15 protein-coding genes, 1 tRNA gene and 1 pseudogene are annotated in these 13,090 nt (G+C 66.9%); 9 read left to right on the top strand and 8 right to left on the bottom strand.

All coding sequences use genetic code 11. From position 1 onward, the window contains the following. The first annotated feature begins 7 nt into the window (after positions 1–7). The 5 genes and pseudogenes from ASE61_RS12625 (at position 8) to ASE61_RS12605 (ending at position 3,961) form a co-directional block, all read left to right on the top strand. A complete protein-coding gene (locus ASE61_RS12625; protein ID WP_082617404.1) occupies positions 8–277 on the top strand; it encodes a FliM/FliN family flagellar motor switch protein in 270 nt (89 codons plus the stop codon). A gap of 125 nt (positions 278–402) precedes the next feature. Next, positions 403–487: transfer RNA gene (locus ASE61_RS12620), tRNA-Leu, on the top strand. Between the two features lie 219 nt (positions 488–706). Beyond that, positions 707–1,480 (top strand): annotated as a pseudogene (locus ASE61_RS12615) (GH25 family lysozyme); the annotation flags it as partial. A gap of 349 nt (positions 1,481–1,829) precedes the next feature. After that, positions 1,830–2,795 (top strand): GH25 family lysozyme, encoded by a 966-nt coding sequence (locus ASE61_RS12610; protein ID WP_082617402.1) that lies wholly within the window; start codon positions 1,830–1,832, stop codon positions 2,793–2,795. 173 nt (positions 2,796–2,968) lie between these two features. Then, on the top strand, positions 2,969–3,961 hold the full coding sequence (locus ASE61_RS12605) for a CorA family divalent cation transporter (RefSeq protein ID WP_061967417.1): 993 nt from the start codon (positions 2,969–2,971) through the stop codon (positions 3,959–3,961). Positions 3,962–3,982: 21 nt separating this feature from the next. Here the strand turns inward: ASE61_RS12605 and dmeF are convergent, their stop codons facing one another. Beyond that, positions 3,983–4,990: a CDF family Co(II)/Ni(II) efflux transporter DmeF gene (gene dmeF / locus ASE61_RS12600; protein WP_061967416.1), complete on the bottom strand. Its 1,008-nt coding sequence runs from the start codon at positions 4,988–4,990 to the stop codon at positions 3,983–3,985. A gap of 17 nt (positions 4,991–5,007) precedes the next feature. Continuing rightward, on the bottom strand, positions 5,008–5,274 hold the full coding sequence (locus ASE61_RS12595; RefSeq protein ID WP_061968262.1) for a metal-sensing transcriptional repressor: 267 nt from the start codon (positions 5,272–5,274) through the stop codon (positions 5,008–5,010). Between the two features lie 158 nt (positions 5,275–5,432). On the opposite strand from ASE61_RS12595, the gene ASE61_RS12590 reads away from it, so the two are divergent. Both ASE61_RS12590 and ASE61_RS12585 read left to right on the top strand, forming a co-directional pair. Next, positions 5,433–6,605 carry an isovaleryl-CoA dehydrogenase gene (locus tag ASE61_RS12590; protein WP_061967414.1) on the top strand — a complete coding sequence of 391 codons (1,173 nt, stop codon included), beginning with the start codon at positions 5,433–5,435 and terminating at the stop codon, positions 6,603–6,605. 14 nt (positions 6,606–6,619) lie between these two features. Then, on the top strand, positions 6,620–7,138 hold the full coding sequence (locus ASE61_RS12585) for a gamma-glutamylcyclotransferase family protein (RefSeq protein ID WP_082617401.1): 519 nt from the start codon (positions 6,620–6,622) through the stop codon (positions 7,136–7,138). Between the two features lie 60 nt (positions 7,139–7,198). Here the strand turns inward: ASE61_RS12585 and ASE61_RS12580 are convergent, their stop codons facing one another. The 3 genes from ASE61_RS12580 to ASE61_RS12575 all read right to left on the bottom strand — a co-directional run bounded on the left by ASE61_RS12580 (position 7,199) and on the right by ASE61_RS12575 (position 9,913). Further along, positions 7,199–8,992: an ABC transporter ATP-binding protein gene (locus ASE61_RS12580; RefSeq protein ID WP_061967413.1), complete on the bottom strand. Its 1,794-nt coding sequence runs from the start codon at positions 8,990–8,992 to the stop codon at positions 7,199–7,201. A gap of 324 nt (positions 8,993–9,316) precedes the next feature. Then, positions 9,317–9,490, bottom strand: coding sequence for a hypothetical protein (locus tag ASE61_RS26470; RefSeq protein ID WP_156134565.1), 174 nt, complete (start codon positions 9,488–9,490; stop codon positions 9,317–9,319). Between the two features lie 9 nt (positions 9,491–9,499). Next, the gene (locus tag ASE61_RS12575; protein ID WP_061967411.1) at positions 9,500–9,913 is read right to left on the bottom strand and encodes a rhodanese-like domain-containing protein; all 414 of its coding nucleotides are present in this window, start codon (positions 9,911–9,913) and stop codon (positions 9,500–9,502) included. A 132-nt stretch (positions 9,914–10,045) separates the two neighbouring features. Here ASE61_RS12575 and ASE61_RS12570 point away from each other — a divergent pair, with 132 nt between their 5' ends. Together ASE61_RS12570 and ASE61_RS12565 are read left to right on the top strand one after the other, a co-directional pair. Beyond that, positions 10,046–10,738, top strand: coding sequence for a DUF599 domain-containing protein (locus ASE61_RS12570; protein ID WP_061967409.1), 693 nt, complete (start codon positions 10,046–10,048; stop codon positions 10,736–10,738). Further along, positions 10,735–11,001 (top strand): DUF3253 domain-containing protein, encoded by a 267-nt coding sequence (locus ASE61_RS12565; protein ID WP_061967407.1) that lies wholly within the window; start codon positions 10,735–10,737, stop codon positions 10,999–11,001. Before ASE61_RS12570 ends, ASE61_RS12565 begins: the two co-directional genes overlap by 4 nt. On the opposite strand, the gene ASE61_RS12560 is transcribed toward ASE61_RS12565, so the two are convergent. The 3 genes from ASE61_RS12560 to ASE61_RS12550 all read right to left on the bottom strand — a co-directional run bounded on the left by ASE61_RS12560 (position 11,002) and on the right by ASE61_RS12550 (position 13,084). Further along, positions 11,002–11,790: a YdcF family protein gene (locus tag ASE61_RS12560; protein WP_061967406.1), complete on the bottom strand. Its 789-nt coding sequence runs from the start codon at positions 11,788–11,790 to the stop codon at positions 11,002–11,004. Positions 11,791–11,908: 118 nt separating this feature from the next. Continuing rightward, positions 11,909–12,412 (bottom strand): lysozyme inhibitor LprI family protein, encoded by a 504-nt coding sequence (locus tag ASE61_RS12555; RefSeq protein WP_082617400.1) that lies wholly within the window; start codon positions 12,410–12,412, stop codon positions 11,909–11,911. 51 nt (positions 12,413–12,463) lie between these two features. After that, positions 12,464–13,084: a glutathione S-transferase family protein gene (locus ASE61_RS12550; protein ID WP_061967403.1), complete on the bottom strand. Its 621-nt coding sequence runs from the start codon at positions 13,082–13,084 to the stop codon at positions 12,464–12,466. Between the last annotated feature and the right edge of the window lie 6 nt (positions 13,085–13,090).

Here is a 13,090-nt window from a genome sequence, read left to right as displayed (position 1 = left end):
GCAGGACTTGAAGGCCGATCTCGATCTCGTCCCGGTGGAACTCACGGTGGTGCTCGGCCAGACCGAAATGCCGATCTACAAGCTGCTGCGCCTCGGCCGCGGCGCCATCATCGAATTGAACACCAGCGAGACCGACGAGGTTCAGATTCTCGCCAACAATCACCCCTTCGCCAAGGGAATCGTCGTGGTCAGCGGCGCGCGGATTTCCGTCGAGATCACCCAGATGCTGAAACGGCCGACGATCTACACCCTGCAGGCCGTCGCCGAGGCCGCCTGATCCGGCCGATCGGGGGAAAAGTCGCGCTTCTGCGTTTTTCCGCGATGACACCCTTGTGGCAGCGGATTCGATTTGCTAGATCGGCGCCGCTCCCTGGTTGCACCGCCCGCAACCGGAACCGAGCTGCGGTCGTGGCGGAATTGGTAGACGCACTACCTTGAGGTGGTAGCGGGGAGACCCGTGGAGGTTCGAGTCCTCTCGACCGCACCAAATTCGGATGAAAATCCAACGAAAGGCGACCCAGCGGGTCGCCTTTCGTGTTTCCGGTTGATGCCAATCGCTTGCACCCGAATCTTCGAGCTCTGCGACAATCGCGATTCGCCGTGTTCACAGCGGCCCGACACACTCCTGCCCCCGATTTGGCTGACAGATGGCAAAACTTTGGTAACGTAAACCGGCCATCAAGCATTCCAAGCAATTCTCCGGGATATGAACGCCCGCCGCATGCCCAGCTTCCGTGCCCTGCCCCTTCTGGCTGCCGCCGCTTTTGCGGCTCTTGGCGGCTGCGTCGCGCTCGACAGTTATCCGTCGAAGGGCGACGCCCGGCCGCACCCCGGTGTCGCGGCCGCGCATAAATACCCGGTCCACGGCATCGACATCTCGCGCTGGCAGGGCGAGATCGACTGGAGCGCCGTCAAGGCGGCCGGCACCCGCTTCGTCTACATGAAGGCGACCGAGGGCGGCGACCATGTCGACCCGAACTTCCGCCGCAACTGGGAAGGCGCGCGCCGCGCCGGCGTTCCGCGCGGTGCCTACCACTTCGTCTTCTGGTGCCGCCCGGCCCATGAGCAGGCCGTCTGGTTCAAGCAGCAGATCCCGAACGATCCCGACGCGCTGCCGCCGGTGCTCGATGTCGAATGGAATGGCCATTCGCGCACCTGCCCGCAGAAGATCGACCGCGAGCTTGCCCGCGAGAAGATCCAGCTGATGCTGACCGAGCTCGAGCAGCTCACCGGCAAGAAGCCGGTGATCTATACCGACATCACCTTCCACCGCGAGGTGCTGGAGGGTCAGTTCAACAACTACCCCTACTGGATCCGCTCGACCGCGGCCCTGCCGGAAGCCCGCTACAGCAACCGCCCCTGGGCCTTCTGGCAGTTCACCACCACCGGCCGCGTGCCGGGCATCAAGGGCGATGTCGACCGCAACGCCTTCTTCGGCAGCGAAAGCCAGTTCGCCGGCTGGCTGCGCGGCGAATACGACATCGGCACGCGCCGCTGGAACCGCCGCGAGGAGCCGGCGCCGGCGCCGCAACCTGCTCCCGCGCCGCAGCCAGCGCCGATCCCAGCCGTTCCCAGCCCGGATTTCGGGCCGGAGCCGCTGGCGCCGCAGCAGGACGTGCCGATGGCGCGCGTTCCCGGCAGCGTGCCCGCGGTCACCTCTGCCCTGCGTGCCGTCGACAACCAGGTCGAGCCCGTCGTCATCGACTGAGCCGACGGGCCTGAATCCGGCCGGTTAACCAAAGCTGAAATTGATTCTTAGACTGCGCCGCAATTCTAACCGGCGCTTAACCACGCTCCTCGCATCTGGACCTGTGATGCAGGAGAAACACATGCCAGCGCGCAAGCTGACCAGTCGACGGTCAGGCCTCGGAGCCTTCGCCCTTGCGGCGCTTCTGACCTGTGTCGTCGAGCCGGCGCAGGCGCTCTATCCGAAGAAGGGCGACAGCGCCCCGCATCACGGCGTCCGCGACGCGCGGCGCAAGGTGATCCAGGGCATCGACGTCTCCCGCTGGCAGGGCGAGATCGACTGGGCGAGGGTCAAGGACGCCGGCACGCGCTTCGCCTTCATCAAGGCGACCGAGGGCGGCGACCATCTCGATCCCAATTTCAAGCGCAACTGGGCCGAGGCGAAGAAGCACGGCGTCGCACGCGGCGCCTATCACTTCGTCTGGTGGTGCCGCTCGGCCAAGGAGCAGGTGCGCTGGTTCAAGAAGCACATTCCCCGCGATCCCGACGCATTGCCGCCGGTGCTCGACGTCGAATGGCAGAACGGCTCGCAATGCACCCGCAGGATCTCGAAGGAGCTGGCGCTCGCCAAGATCAACGAGATGCTAAAGGGCCTGCGCGAGCACACCGGCAAGAAGCCGATCATCTATACCGACATCAATTTCCACGAGGACGTGCTGGAAGGCGAGCTCAAGGACCACCCGTTCTGGCTGCGCTCGACCGCCGCTCCGCTGGCGAAGCGCTATGAGCGCGACCGCTGGGAGTTCTGGCAGTTCACCACCACCGGCCGCGTGCCGGGCGTCAGCGGCGATGTCGATCGCAACGCCTTCTTCGGCAGCGAGCGCGAATTCGACGCCTGGCGCCAGGGCCGCTTCGACATCGGCTCGCGCAAATGGCATGGTGGCGAGCCGAAGGTGGCGATCCGCACACCACCACCGACCCCGGCCGGCCTGCGCGCTCCGAAAGCAGCCGGTGGGACCAAGCTGAAGTTCGCACCACCCGGCCGCATCCCGTCACGTACGGCCGCTAACCGCGATATCGGCGTCACCGGCTCGATCGGGAAGAACTGAAGCACCTTTTGCCGGCTGTCACGCCGCTGTCACATCCGCGGCGCCTTAGATCATCGCGCGTCCTATCGGACGCGATAACGATGATCTACCTCACGAGTGTTGCACCGGATTGATCCGATGCGACAGGCGCCGCGCTGCCGGGAGCCGCCCTGCAGCGGCAGCGGAAACCCGGCATGCACAGCGACGTCCAATCCCAATCCGGCATCATCTGGGCCTATCGCTTCGCCGAGGACGGACGGCCCGGCCGCGTCCCCCGCGACGAGATGCCGAACGTCGCTCCATCCGAAGGCTTCGTCTGGTTGCATCTCGACCTCGTCCACACGCGGGCGCAGAGCTGGGTCGCCGAACAGGACCTGCCGAACGCGACGCAGGAAGCCTTCCTCTCGCACGAACCCCACCAGCGGCTCGACCACTCCGCCAATCTCGCCTGGGGCGTCTCGCACGACCTGATCCGAGACATTGCCGACAAGTCCGAGGAGGTCGGCGCATTGCGCTGGATCGTCGGCGACAGGTTCCTGCTGACCGGCCGGCGCGAGGCCCTGCACTCGATCCGGATGACCGCCGAGGCGCTCGATCGCGGCGATCCGGCCGGAAGCCCGGCCGAGCTGTTCGAGCAGATCATCGAATACATCATCGACGACGTCACCGACGCCGTGGTGCGCCTCGTCGACGAGACCGACAGCGTCGAGGACCATATCCTGCTGGACCGGCTGCATGACGGGCCGCAGCGCGTCGGCTCTGTGCGCCGCACCGCCGTCCGGCTGCATCGCCAGCTCAGCGGCCTGCATGTCCTGTTCCGCCGCTTCGCCGAGACCCAGTCGGGCCGCAGCGCGCCCGATGCCGTCAAGGCCGCTGCGTCGCGGCTGCTCCAGCGCGTCGACGGGCTGCATCACGATGTCCAGTCGGTGCAGGATCGCGCCAGGCTGCTGCAGGACGAGATCGCCGCCCGCTCGGCCAGCCGCACCAACCGGCAGCTCTACGTGCTCTCGCTGCTGACGGCACTCTTCCTGCCCGCGACCTTCATCACCGGCCTGTTCGGCATCAATGTGAAGGGCCTGCCCTGGGTCGAATCGGAGGGTGGCGCTGTCTTCGTCGCGCTGACCTGCATCGCCGCAGCCCTGCTCACCCTCGTCCTGCTCCGGCGCAGGGGCGTGATCGGAAGCTGACCGGCCGGCGTCCTGCTTCGCTCACGCTGCGATCGGGCGCGCATTCACCTCGATGGTGACATGGGACAGCGTCGGCAGGTCGGCGAGCAGGGCCTTGTAGGCCGCGGGCGGCCTGGGCTCGCCGGTCACGATCGAGACGATGGCGCTGCGATGGCCCGGCCCGACCTGCCAGAGATGGAGATCGGCGACCTCGGCCCCCTCCGCGGCCAGCCGCTCGCCGATGCGCTCCGCCAGGGTCTCGTCCGGGACGGTGTCGAGGAGCACCGCGCCGGAGCTGCGCAGCAGCCCGATCGACCAATGCGCAATCACCGCGGCACCGACGATGCCCATCACCGGATCGAGCCAGACCCAGCCATAGAACCGCCCGCCGAGTAGCGCCGCGATTGCCAGAACCGAGGTAAAGGCATCGGCAACGACGTGCATATAAGCCGCGCGCAAGTTGGTATCGGCGCCATGCCCGCCATGGGAATGATGGCCGTGATGGTGGTCGCCGTGGTCGTGATGGCCGTGAACGTTCCCATGGCCATGATGCCCGGTGCCGCCATGGCTATGACCATGGTGCTGATGGCCGTGCCCGTCCCGGAGCAGCCAGGCGCTCGCCAGGTTCACCGCGAGCCCTATCACCGCGATCGCCGTCGCCTGGGTGAAATCGATCGCGATCGGCGAATAGAGTCGCAGCGCCGATTCGCCTGCGACCGCGAGCGCGATGAACATCAATAGCAAGGCGCTGGCGAAGGCGGCGAGATCACCGAGCTTGCCAGTTCCGAAGCTGAAGCGACGGTCATGGGCATGCTGCCGCGCGAAGCGATAGGCGAAGGCCGCGATGCCGAGCGCCGCCGCATGGGTCGACATGTGCCAGCCATCGGCGACCAGCGCCATCGAGCCGAAGACAGTGCCGGCAGCGATCTCGGCCACCATCATCACGGTGGTCAGGCCGACGACGAGCCAGGTGCGCCGCTCGTGGCGTTCGTGCTCGCCGCCGAGAAAGACGTGTTGATGCTGGGCAGGAAAGCTGTTGGCAGCCGGCATCGGTTCGCTCCGGGGCTTCAGAGATATTTGGTCAGAGCCTTAAGGCCCTCGATCGTGCGGCGCGCCTCCGGCGTCGCCACCTGCGCGTGGTCGAACAGGTGATGCTCGATATGGTCGAAGATCAGCAGCGACTTGACCTTCTCCAGCGCCTTCTCGACAGCCTGGAGCTGCTGCACGACGTCCGGGACCTCCCGCCCCGCCTCGACCATGCCGACGACCGTGCCGAGATGCCCCTGCGCCCGGCGCAGGCGGTTGAGGATATCGGGGTTCATCGCGTGGCTCATGAGCATATCCTATCCCCCTGGAGGGGATATGCAAGTGCCCTCTGCCGCGCCGACGCCAAGACGCGGCGGGCGCGGCTGCGCACTGACGCTCCTGCTGCGGGCCGCTATAACGGGGCAAAGGGAGCGATGCTCTCAACGCTTTGCCGGGAGGACCAGCCATGCTTGCCAACGCGCCGCGCCCGTTCAATTTCGACCTCGGCGAGACCGCCGACGCAATCCGCGACACCGTTTTCGCCTTCGCGCAGGAGAAGATCGCCCCGCGCGCCGAGGAGATCGACAAGACCAATCAGTTCCCGCGCGATCTCTGGCCGGAAATGGGCGCGCTCGGCCTGCACGGCATGACGGTCGATGAGGAGCATGGCGGCACGGGCTTGGGCTATCTCGAGCATTGCATCGCGGTCGAGGAGGTCTCGCGCGCTTCGGCCTCGGTCGGCCTCTCCTACGGCGCCCATTCGAATCTTTGCGTCAACCAGATCAGCCGCAACGGCAACGAGGCGCAGAAGCGGAAATACCTGCCCAAGCTGATCTCGGGTGAGCATGTCGGCGCGCTCGCCATGTCCGAACCGGGCTCGGGCTCCGACGTCGTCTCGATGCGCACCCGCGCCGACAGGAAGGGCGACCGCTACGTCCTCAACGGCAACAAGATGTGGATCACCAACGGCCCGATCGCCGAGACGCTGGTCGTCTACGCCAAGACCGATCCGGAGGCCGGCCCGCGCGGCATCACCGCCTTCCTGATCGAGAAGGGCATGAAGGGCTTCTCCACCCACCAGAAGCTCGACAAGCTCGGCATGCGCGGCTCGGACACGTGCGAGCTCGTCTTCCAGGATTGCGAGGTGCCGGAGGAGAACGTGCTCGGCACGGTCGGGCGCGGCGTCAACGTGCTGATGTCGGGCCTCGACTACGAGCGCGTCGTGCTGGCGGCAGGCCCGCTCGGCATCATGCAGGCGGCGCTCGACGTGGTCATGCCCTATGTCCATGAGCGCAAGCAGTTCGGCCAGTCGATCGGCGAGTTCCAGCTCGTCCAGGGCAAGGTCGCCGACATGTATGTCGCGATGAACTCCTGCCGCGCCTATGTCTATGCCGTCGCCAAGGCCTGCGACCGCGGCGAAACCACCCGCGAGGACGCCGCCGGCGCGATCCTGATCGCGGCCGAGAAGGCGACGCAGGTCGCGCTCGACGCGATCCAGCTCCTCGGCGGCAACGGCTATATCAACGACTACCCGACGGGCCGCCTGCTGCGCGACGCCAAGCTCTACGAGATCGGCGCCGGCACCAGCGAGATCCGGCGGATGCTGATCGGACGGGAGCTGTTCAACAAGACGAAGTGAGGTTAGAGGGCCTGATGCCCCTCTATTTCGCCTACGGCCTCAACATGGACCCCGTCGGGATGGCGCAGCGCTGCCCCAAGGCGCAGCCGCTCGGCCCGGCCCGCCTGCCCCGGCACCGCTTCATCGTCACCCGCGACGGCTATGCCTCGGTGATCCGCGATCCGCGCGAGGAGGTCCATGGCGTGCTCTGGGACTGCTCGCTCGGCGAGATGCGCGTCCTCGACAAGTTCGAGGAACTCGCCAGCGGGCTCTATGTGAAGCTCAACCAACCGGTGATCGTACCGGGCGGCGCCAAGCGCGCGCTGATCTATATCGGCCGCTCGGCCGATCCCGGACGGCCCAGGCCCGGCTATATGGAATCAGTCATTTCCGGGGCGAAGCATTACGGCCTGCCAGAGACTTACATCGCCGACTTGAATCGTTTTCTGACCAAGCCGACTCTGGATCTTAAGGGCATGAATCAGGATGCGAACGCGCCGCTGCCACCCGGCCCGGTGAAGGGCGTGCGGCCAAGGGCGTTAGCGCCGAAATAGACTCCAAACGAAAAGGGCCGCTTGCGCGGCCCTTTCCTTGTTCGGGGAAACCGGCGGCGATCATGCCGCCAGTCCCTTGGCCAGCTCGCTGACCTGCTTCTCGAACAGCGCGCGATAGGCGCCGTCCTTGCGGGTCAGCAGAGCCTCGTGCGGGCCTTCCTCGATCACCTGGCCGCGATCGAAGACCAGGATGCGGTCCATGGCTCGCACCGTCGAGAGACGATGCGCGATCACGATCGTGGTGCGGCCTTCCATCAGGCGTTCGATCGCCTGCTGGATCAGCGCCTCCGATTCCGAATCGAGGCTCGAGGTCGCCTCGTCCAGGATCAGGATCGGCGCATCGGCCAGGAAGGCGCGGGCCAGCGCGACACGCTGGCGCTCGCCGCCCGAGAGCTTGATGCCGCGCTCGCCGACGAGCGTGGCGTAGCCCTTGGGCAGGCGCATGATGAACTCATGCGCGTTGGCGAGCTTCGCCGCCTGCTCGACCTGCGCCTGGCTCGCGCCCGGCCGGCCATAGGCGATGTTCTCCGCCAGCGAGCGGTGGAACAGCACCGGCTCCTGCTGCACGATCGCGATCTGCTGGCGCAAGGACGCCTGCGTGACATCGGCGATATCCTGCCCATCGATCGCGATGCGGCCCCCGGTGACGTCGTAGAGACGCTGCACCAGCTTGACGAAGGTCGTCTTGCCGGAGCCCGAGCGGCCGACGAGGCCGACCTTCTCGCCGCCACGGATGGTCAGCGAGAAATCGCGGTAGAGCGGATCGTGATGCCCCCCGTAATGGAAGGTCACGTCCTCGAAGGCGATCTCGCCCGCGGTCACGCCCATGTCCACCGCGCCCGTCCGGTCCGGCACGCCATAGGGAAGATCGTGCATCCAGACGAGCTCCTCCATGTCGTTGACCGAGCGCTGCAGGTTGTGGACGTGCTGGCCGACATCGCGCAGATAGCCATGCACCACCGCATAGGCCGTCAGCACGAAGGCGACGTCGCCGGGCGAAGCCTGCCCGTTCGCCCAGAGCCAGATCACCAGACCGATCACCGCCGCGCGCAGGAAAAGCAGCACGATGTTCTGGCCGGTACCCGACCAGGTGCCGCGAATCCAGGCGCGGCTCGTCCTGAGGCTCCACTTCGACACGACGGTCGCGAGCCGCAGGTCCTCGCGCGCCTCGCCGCCATAGGCCTTCACCACCGGATTGCAGGTGATGGCATCGGCCAGTGCGCCGCCGAGACGCGTATCCCAGGCGTTGCCGAGCCGTGCCGCCGGCGCGACGAAGCGCAGCGAGAGCGCCAGCGTCAGCCCGATATAGGCGAGAGCGCCGAGCGCCACGACGAGCCCCATCGCCGGCCAGTGCCAGGCCAGCACCGCCGTCATGCCGAGCAGGATGACCAGCGACGGCAGGAGCGCGATCAGGACCGTATCGGTCAGCAGGTCGAGTGCCCACATGCCGCGCGTGATCTTGCGCACCGTCGAGCCCGCGAAATTGTTCGCGTGCCAGTCGGTCGAGAAGCGCTGCAGGCGTGCGAAGGCCTCCTGCGAGACGTCGCTCATCGTGCGCAGCGTCATCACGGTCAGCCCGACGAAGGCGAAATGCCGCCCGAGCACCATGATGGCGGCGAGCACCATCATCGCGCCGAGCGCCCACAGCGCCGCCTCCGTGCCGCCCGCGCCGCTCGACACCGCATCGACGAGGCGCCCGGCATAGACCGGCGTGAACAGCTCTGCGAGCGTGGCGGCGACGGTGACGCCGGCCACCCAGGCGACCTGCCCGGGCTGGCGGGCCCAGTGGCTGAAAGTGAAGCCGAGAACGGCCCGGAACGGCTCGCGCCGCCCGGTTTGAGTATCGTGAGACATAGCGTCATTCGGCGCCAGGACGGCTGCCGACTCCGAAATCAGGCGAAGACGACGACGCGCGCCGGCTTCGGCAATGAAAGACAAAAATTGGAAAAAGGCTCAGGAGGCAGCCCGGAGGCGGGCCTCGTGCGAGACCGACCTAGTGCCGGGTTGGTCGCATGGGAGTGGCTGCGGTGTTGATGAATTTCATTCAGCCCTCCCTTTCTTGAGTTGGAGCCAAGGCGAAGGAAGATGCCTGATGTTTAAGCAGCGCGCAAGTCCGCCTCTCATGCAATGACTGCACGGGGCGTCTTCGCCCAATTCAAGGCGAAGTTGCGCGTCGCCTTACCAGAACAATGCCACCAAGCGAACCGCGATCACCAGCAGGAAGGCCGCGATGATCGTGCCGAGCACCTGCTGGCGCTTGGCGTGATTGGGCCAGCGCCGCGCGAGCAGCCTGCCCAGCGGCTTGCGGAAGACGAAAGCCGCGACCAGCAGAACGATGACGTAGTGGGACAAGGTCGGGTCTTAAGCCTTCTTGTCGGCGGGGCCGCTATCGACCGGCGCGCCGGCCTTCTTCCAGGCGCCGAAGCCACCGGCCACATGCGCGACCGGCTTCAAGCCCATCTCCTGCGCCACCTGCGCGGCCAATGCCGAGCGCCAGCCGCCGCCGCAGAAGAAGACGAAGCGCTTGTCCTGTTGGAAGACCGGCTTGGCATAGGGGCTTTCGGGGTCGATCCAGAATTCCAGCATGCCGCGCGGACAATGGAAGGCGCCGGGCATCCGCCCTTCCCGCTCCAGCTCGCGCGGATCGCGCAGATCGACGAAGACCACATCATCGCTGCCGTGCAGCGCCTGCGCCTGCTCGACCGACAACGTCTCGATCCGGCTCTCGGCCTCCGCGACCAGCGCCTTGTAACCCTTGGTGATGGTCTGCGGCACGCTTGGGCCTCCCCGATTCCGGCCGCACCGTGGCGCCTTGCCGATGCAGCGTCAATGCTGCCGCCTTGCAGCCACGCAGCACAGAGCACAAGCTGCTTGCCTGAGCCCCGGGCGAAATGGCAGAGCGGCGACATGTTCGGCTTCAGCAATCTCGATCTGATCGCCCTGGCGTTCTTCATCCTGTCCTGGCTCGGCTACCACTACGTGGTCGAGATGGGTCCCTATGCCGCCCGGACACTGAACATGCGGATGAACCTGCGCCGCGCCCGCTGGATCCGTGAGTCGGCGGCCCGCGAGGTCAGGATCGTCGATACCCAGGTCATGGGCGGACTGCAGAACGGCACCGCCTTCTTCGCCTCGACCTCGCTGCTCGCGATCGGCGGCACGCTCGCCCTTTTGAACGCAACGGACCGCGCCGTCGCCATCTTCAGCGACCTGCCCTTCGTGCCGGCGACCCTTCGCTCCGTCTGGGAACTGAAGATCATCGGGCTCGTCGGCATCTTCGGCTACGCCTTCTTCAAGTTCGCCTGGAGCTACCGGCTGTTCAACTACTGCGTCATCCTGGTCGGCGCCTTGCCCCCGTTCGACAGCAAGGACGAGGCGACGATGGCCCATGCGATCCATGAGACCACCGAGATGAACATCGCCGCCGGCCGGCATTTCAACCGCGGCCAGCGCGCCTTCTTCTTCGCGCTCGCCTATCTCGGCTGGTTCCTCGGCCCGGTCAGCTTCATCGGCTTTACCGGCGCCGTGCTGGTCGCGATGTACCGGCGCCAGTTCGCCTCCGACGCGACCCGCGTCTTCAACTATCCGGGCCAATCATGAGCATCGAACCCGAGGTGATCGAGAGCACGATCCTCGACCTGCTGTCGCAGCGGGAGGCAGGGCTGACGATCTCGCCGATGGATGTCGCCCGTGGCCTCGGCGGCGATCACCCGGATGGCTGGGGGCCGTTGATGCAGCCGGTGCGCCGGGTCGCCGTGAAGCTGATGAAGGAAGGCCGGCTCGTCATCACCCGCAAGGGCCGCCCGGTCGATCCCGACGACTTTCGCGGCGTCTACAGGCTGGTCCTGCCGGCGACGCCGTGATTACGGCCCCGGAAAGAGCTCGTCCGTATAGCCTGCGAGCCGATAGGCCAGGAGCCCGACCCATTCCTTGAAGCCGTTATCGGCGATCTCGAGCGCGCGCGGGGCACGGCTGTAGGGACGGATGAAATCGCCAGGCTCGCCGCTCGACCAGAAATCGACCGGAAAGGCCTCGACCGCGAAGCCTGCCTTGCGGAAGACGCCGATCGAGCGCGGCATGTGCCAGGCCGAGGTTACCAGCAGCCAGCGTTCGCCGGGCTTCGGATCGACGAGCCTGCGGGTGAAGGCGGCGTTCTCGCGCGTGTTGCGCGACTTGTCCTCCAGGATGAGCCGGGCGGGATCGAGCCCCAGCCCTTCGAACAGCAGCTTCGCGCCATCGGCCTCGGTCACCGTCGCTTCCGAGATCAGGTTGGCGGCCCCACCGGTAAAGACAATCTTCGCCTGCGGATGCAAACGTGCCAGTTCGACCGCCTTGGTCATACGTACAGCGGACGAATTCATCACGACGTCGCCCCGCGCGACGCCGATCGCGCCGCCGAGCACGACGATGCCGGTCACCGGCCCCTTACGGGCGTCCTGCTGCGGAAACCGGTCCTCCAGCGGCCGGAGCACGATGCGCGGCAGCGGGCTGAACGCCATCAGGCCGAGCGCGATCAGGGAGATCAGCCCGATCCAGCGCGCGGGCCGCGCGAAACGCGTGAAGGCCAGCAGCCCCGAAAGCCCGGCGAGCAGGATGGCGAGATTGACCGGCGACAGGACGAACCAGACGACCTTGGACAGAACGAAGAACATCGGGGCTCGCAAGGATGAGGCGGGGCGGCGACTGCGCTCGCTTTAGCCGCGATCGCTATTCGAGGATATCGGCATGATGGTCCCGCCGCAGTCGCTCCGGCGCAAGCGGCTGGCAGCTTCAGCGAATGATCCGAGGCGGCGCTTGCGGGCGTCGGGCGCCGGCCCGCGGCAGGGCTTTCGCGAGTTCGATCGCCCGGCCGGCGACCTCCCGCAATTCGCAGCCTGCCTGCCTTCCGGCTTGCAGCGCCTCCCGCTGGGTCGCGCCGTAGAAGGCGCATTTCTGCGTGACATAGCTTTCCCAGGCGAGTTGCAGCGCCGCGAGCCGGCTGCGCTGGCCGGCATCGAGCCCTCGCCCCGTCACCTGCAGGGCAAGCGTCAGGCGCTCCCGCCAGGCAGCCTCCTCGCGCCGGGCGCAGGCGGCTTCAGCCCCGCGCGGATCGTTGCTGGCGGCGCGCACACAAGCCACCGCCACCGAGCCGACGCACATCGAAGGCGAGGCGTTGCTGTCACGCAGGCAGCCGGAGAGCGCCGCGAGATCTGTCCGCAGCGTCGGCGAGGTCTGTGCGATTGCCGGCGCGGCAGCGAAGCTGCACAGGAGCAGGACCATCCGAAAAACGTTCATGCCGCCATCATGCCAGCGGCGGCGCCGGGATCAAGCGCCGTCGCGCTGCCTTCACGTAATCGGCAACGGCAGCGCGGCCTGCGCTGCCGGCCTTGCGAAGAGCGCCTCGTACCAGCGCTGCACCGCCGGCCTTGCGATCCGCTCGACCGGCATGTTGAGCCAGCGATGGACACCGCAGCCGACAGCGATATCGGCCATGCCGAAGCGTTCGCCTGCGAGGAAGGGACGATCCGCCAGTTGCGCCTCGAGGATCGCCATCAGCGCCTCGGCCCGCGCGACACCATCGGCGATCGCCTTCGGATCGGTGAAGGCCGGCACCTTGCGCACCACGCCCCAGAGCACCGGCGCCAGCGCCGGCTGGAGCTCGGACTGCATCCAGTCCACCCAGCGATCGGCCAGTGCCCGCCGCGCCGGATCCTCGTCCCAGAGCACGCCTGCGGCATAACGGGCTGCGAGGTAGCGCAGGATGCTGCTCGATTCCCAGAGGACGAGCTCGCCGTCACGCAGAACGGGGATCTGCTTGTTCGGGTTCATCGCCGCGAACTCGGGCGTGTCGAGCCCACCGAACGGCCCGCCGACATCGATCCGCTCGAAGGCCTGCCCGGCCTCCCCGGCTGCCCAGACCACCTTCTGGACGTTGATCGAGCTCAAACGGCCCCAGATCGTCAGCATGACAGG

The organism is Allobosea sp. Root670 (genome assembly GCF_001429415.1).
Taxonomy (GTDB): domain Bacteria; phylum Pseudomonadota; class Alphaproteobacteria; order Rhizobiales; family Beijerinckiaceae; genus Allobosea; species Allobosea robiniae.
The sequence above is the reverse complement of the archived record's forward strand: the minus strand, read 5'-3'. Positions and strand labels throughout refer to the sequence as shown.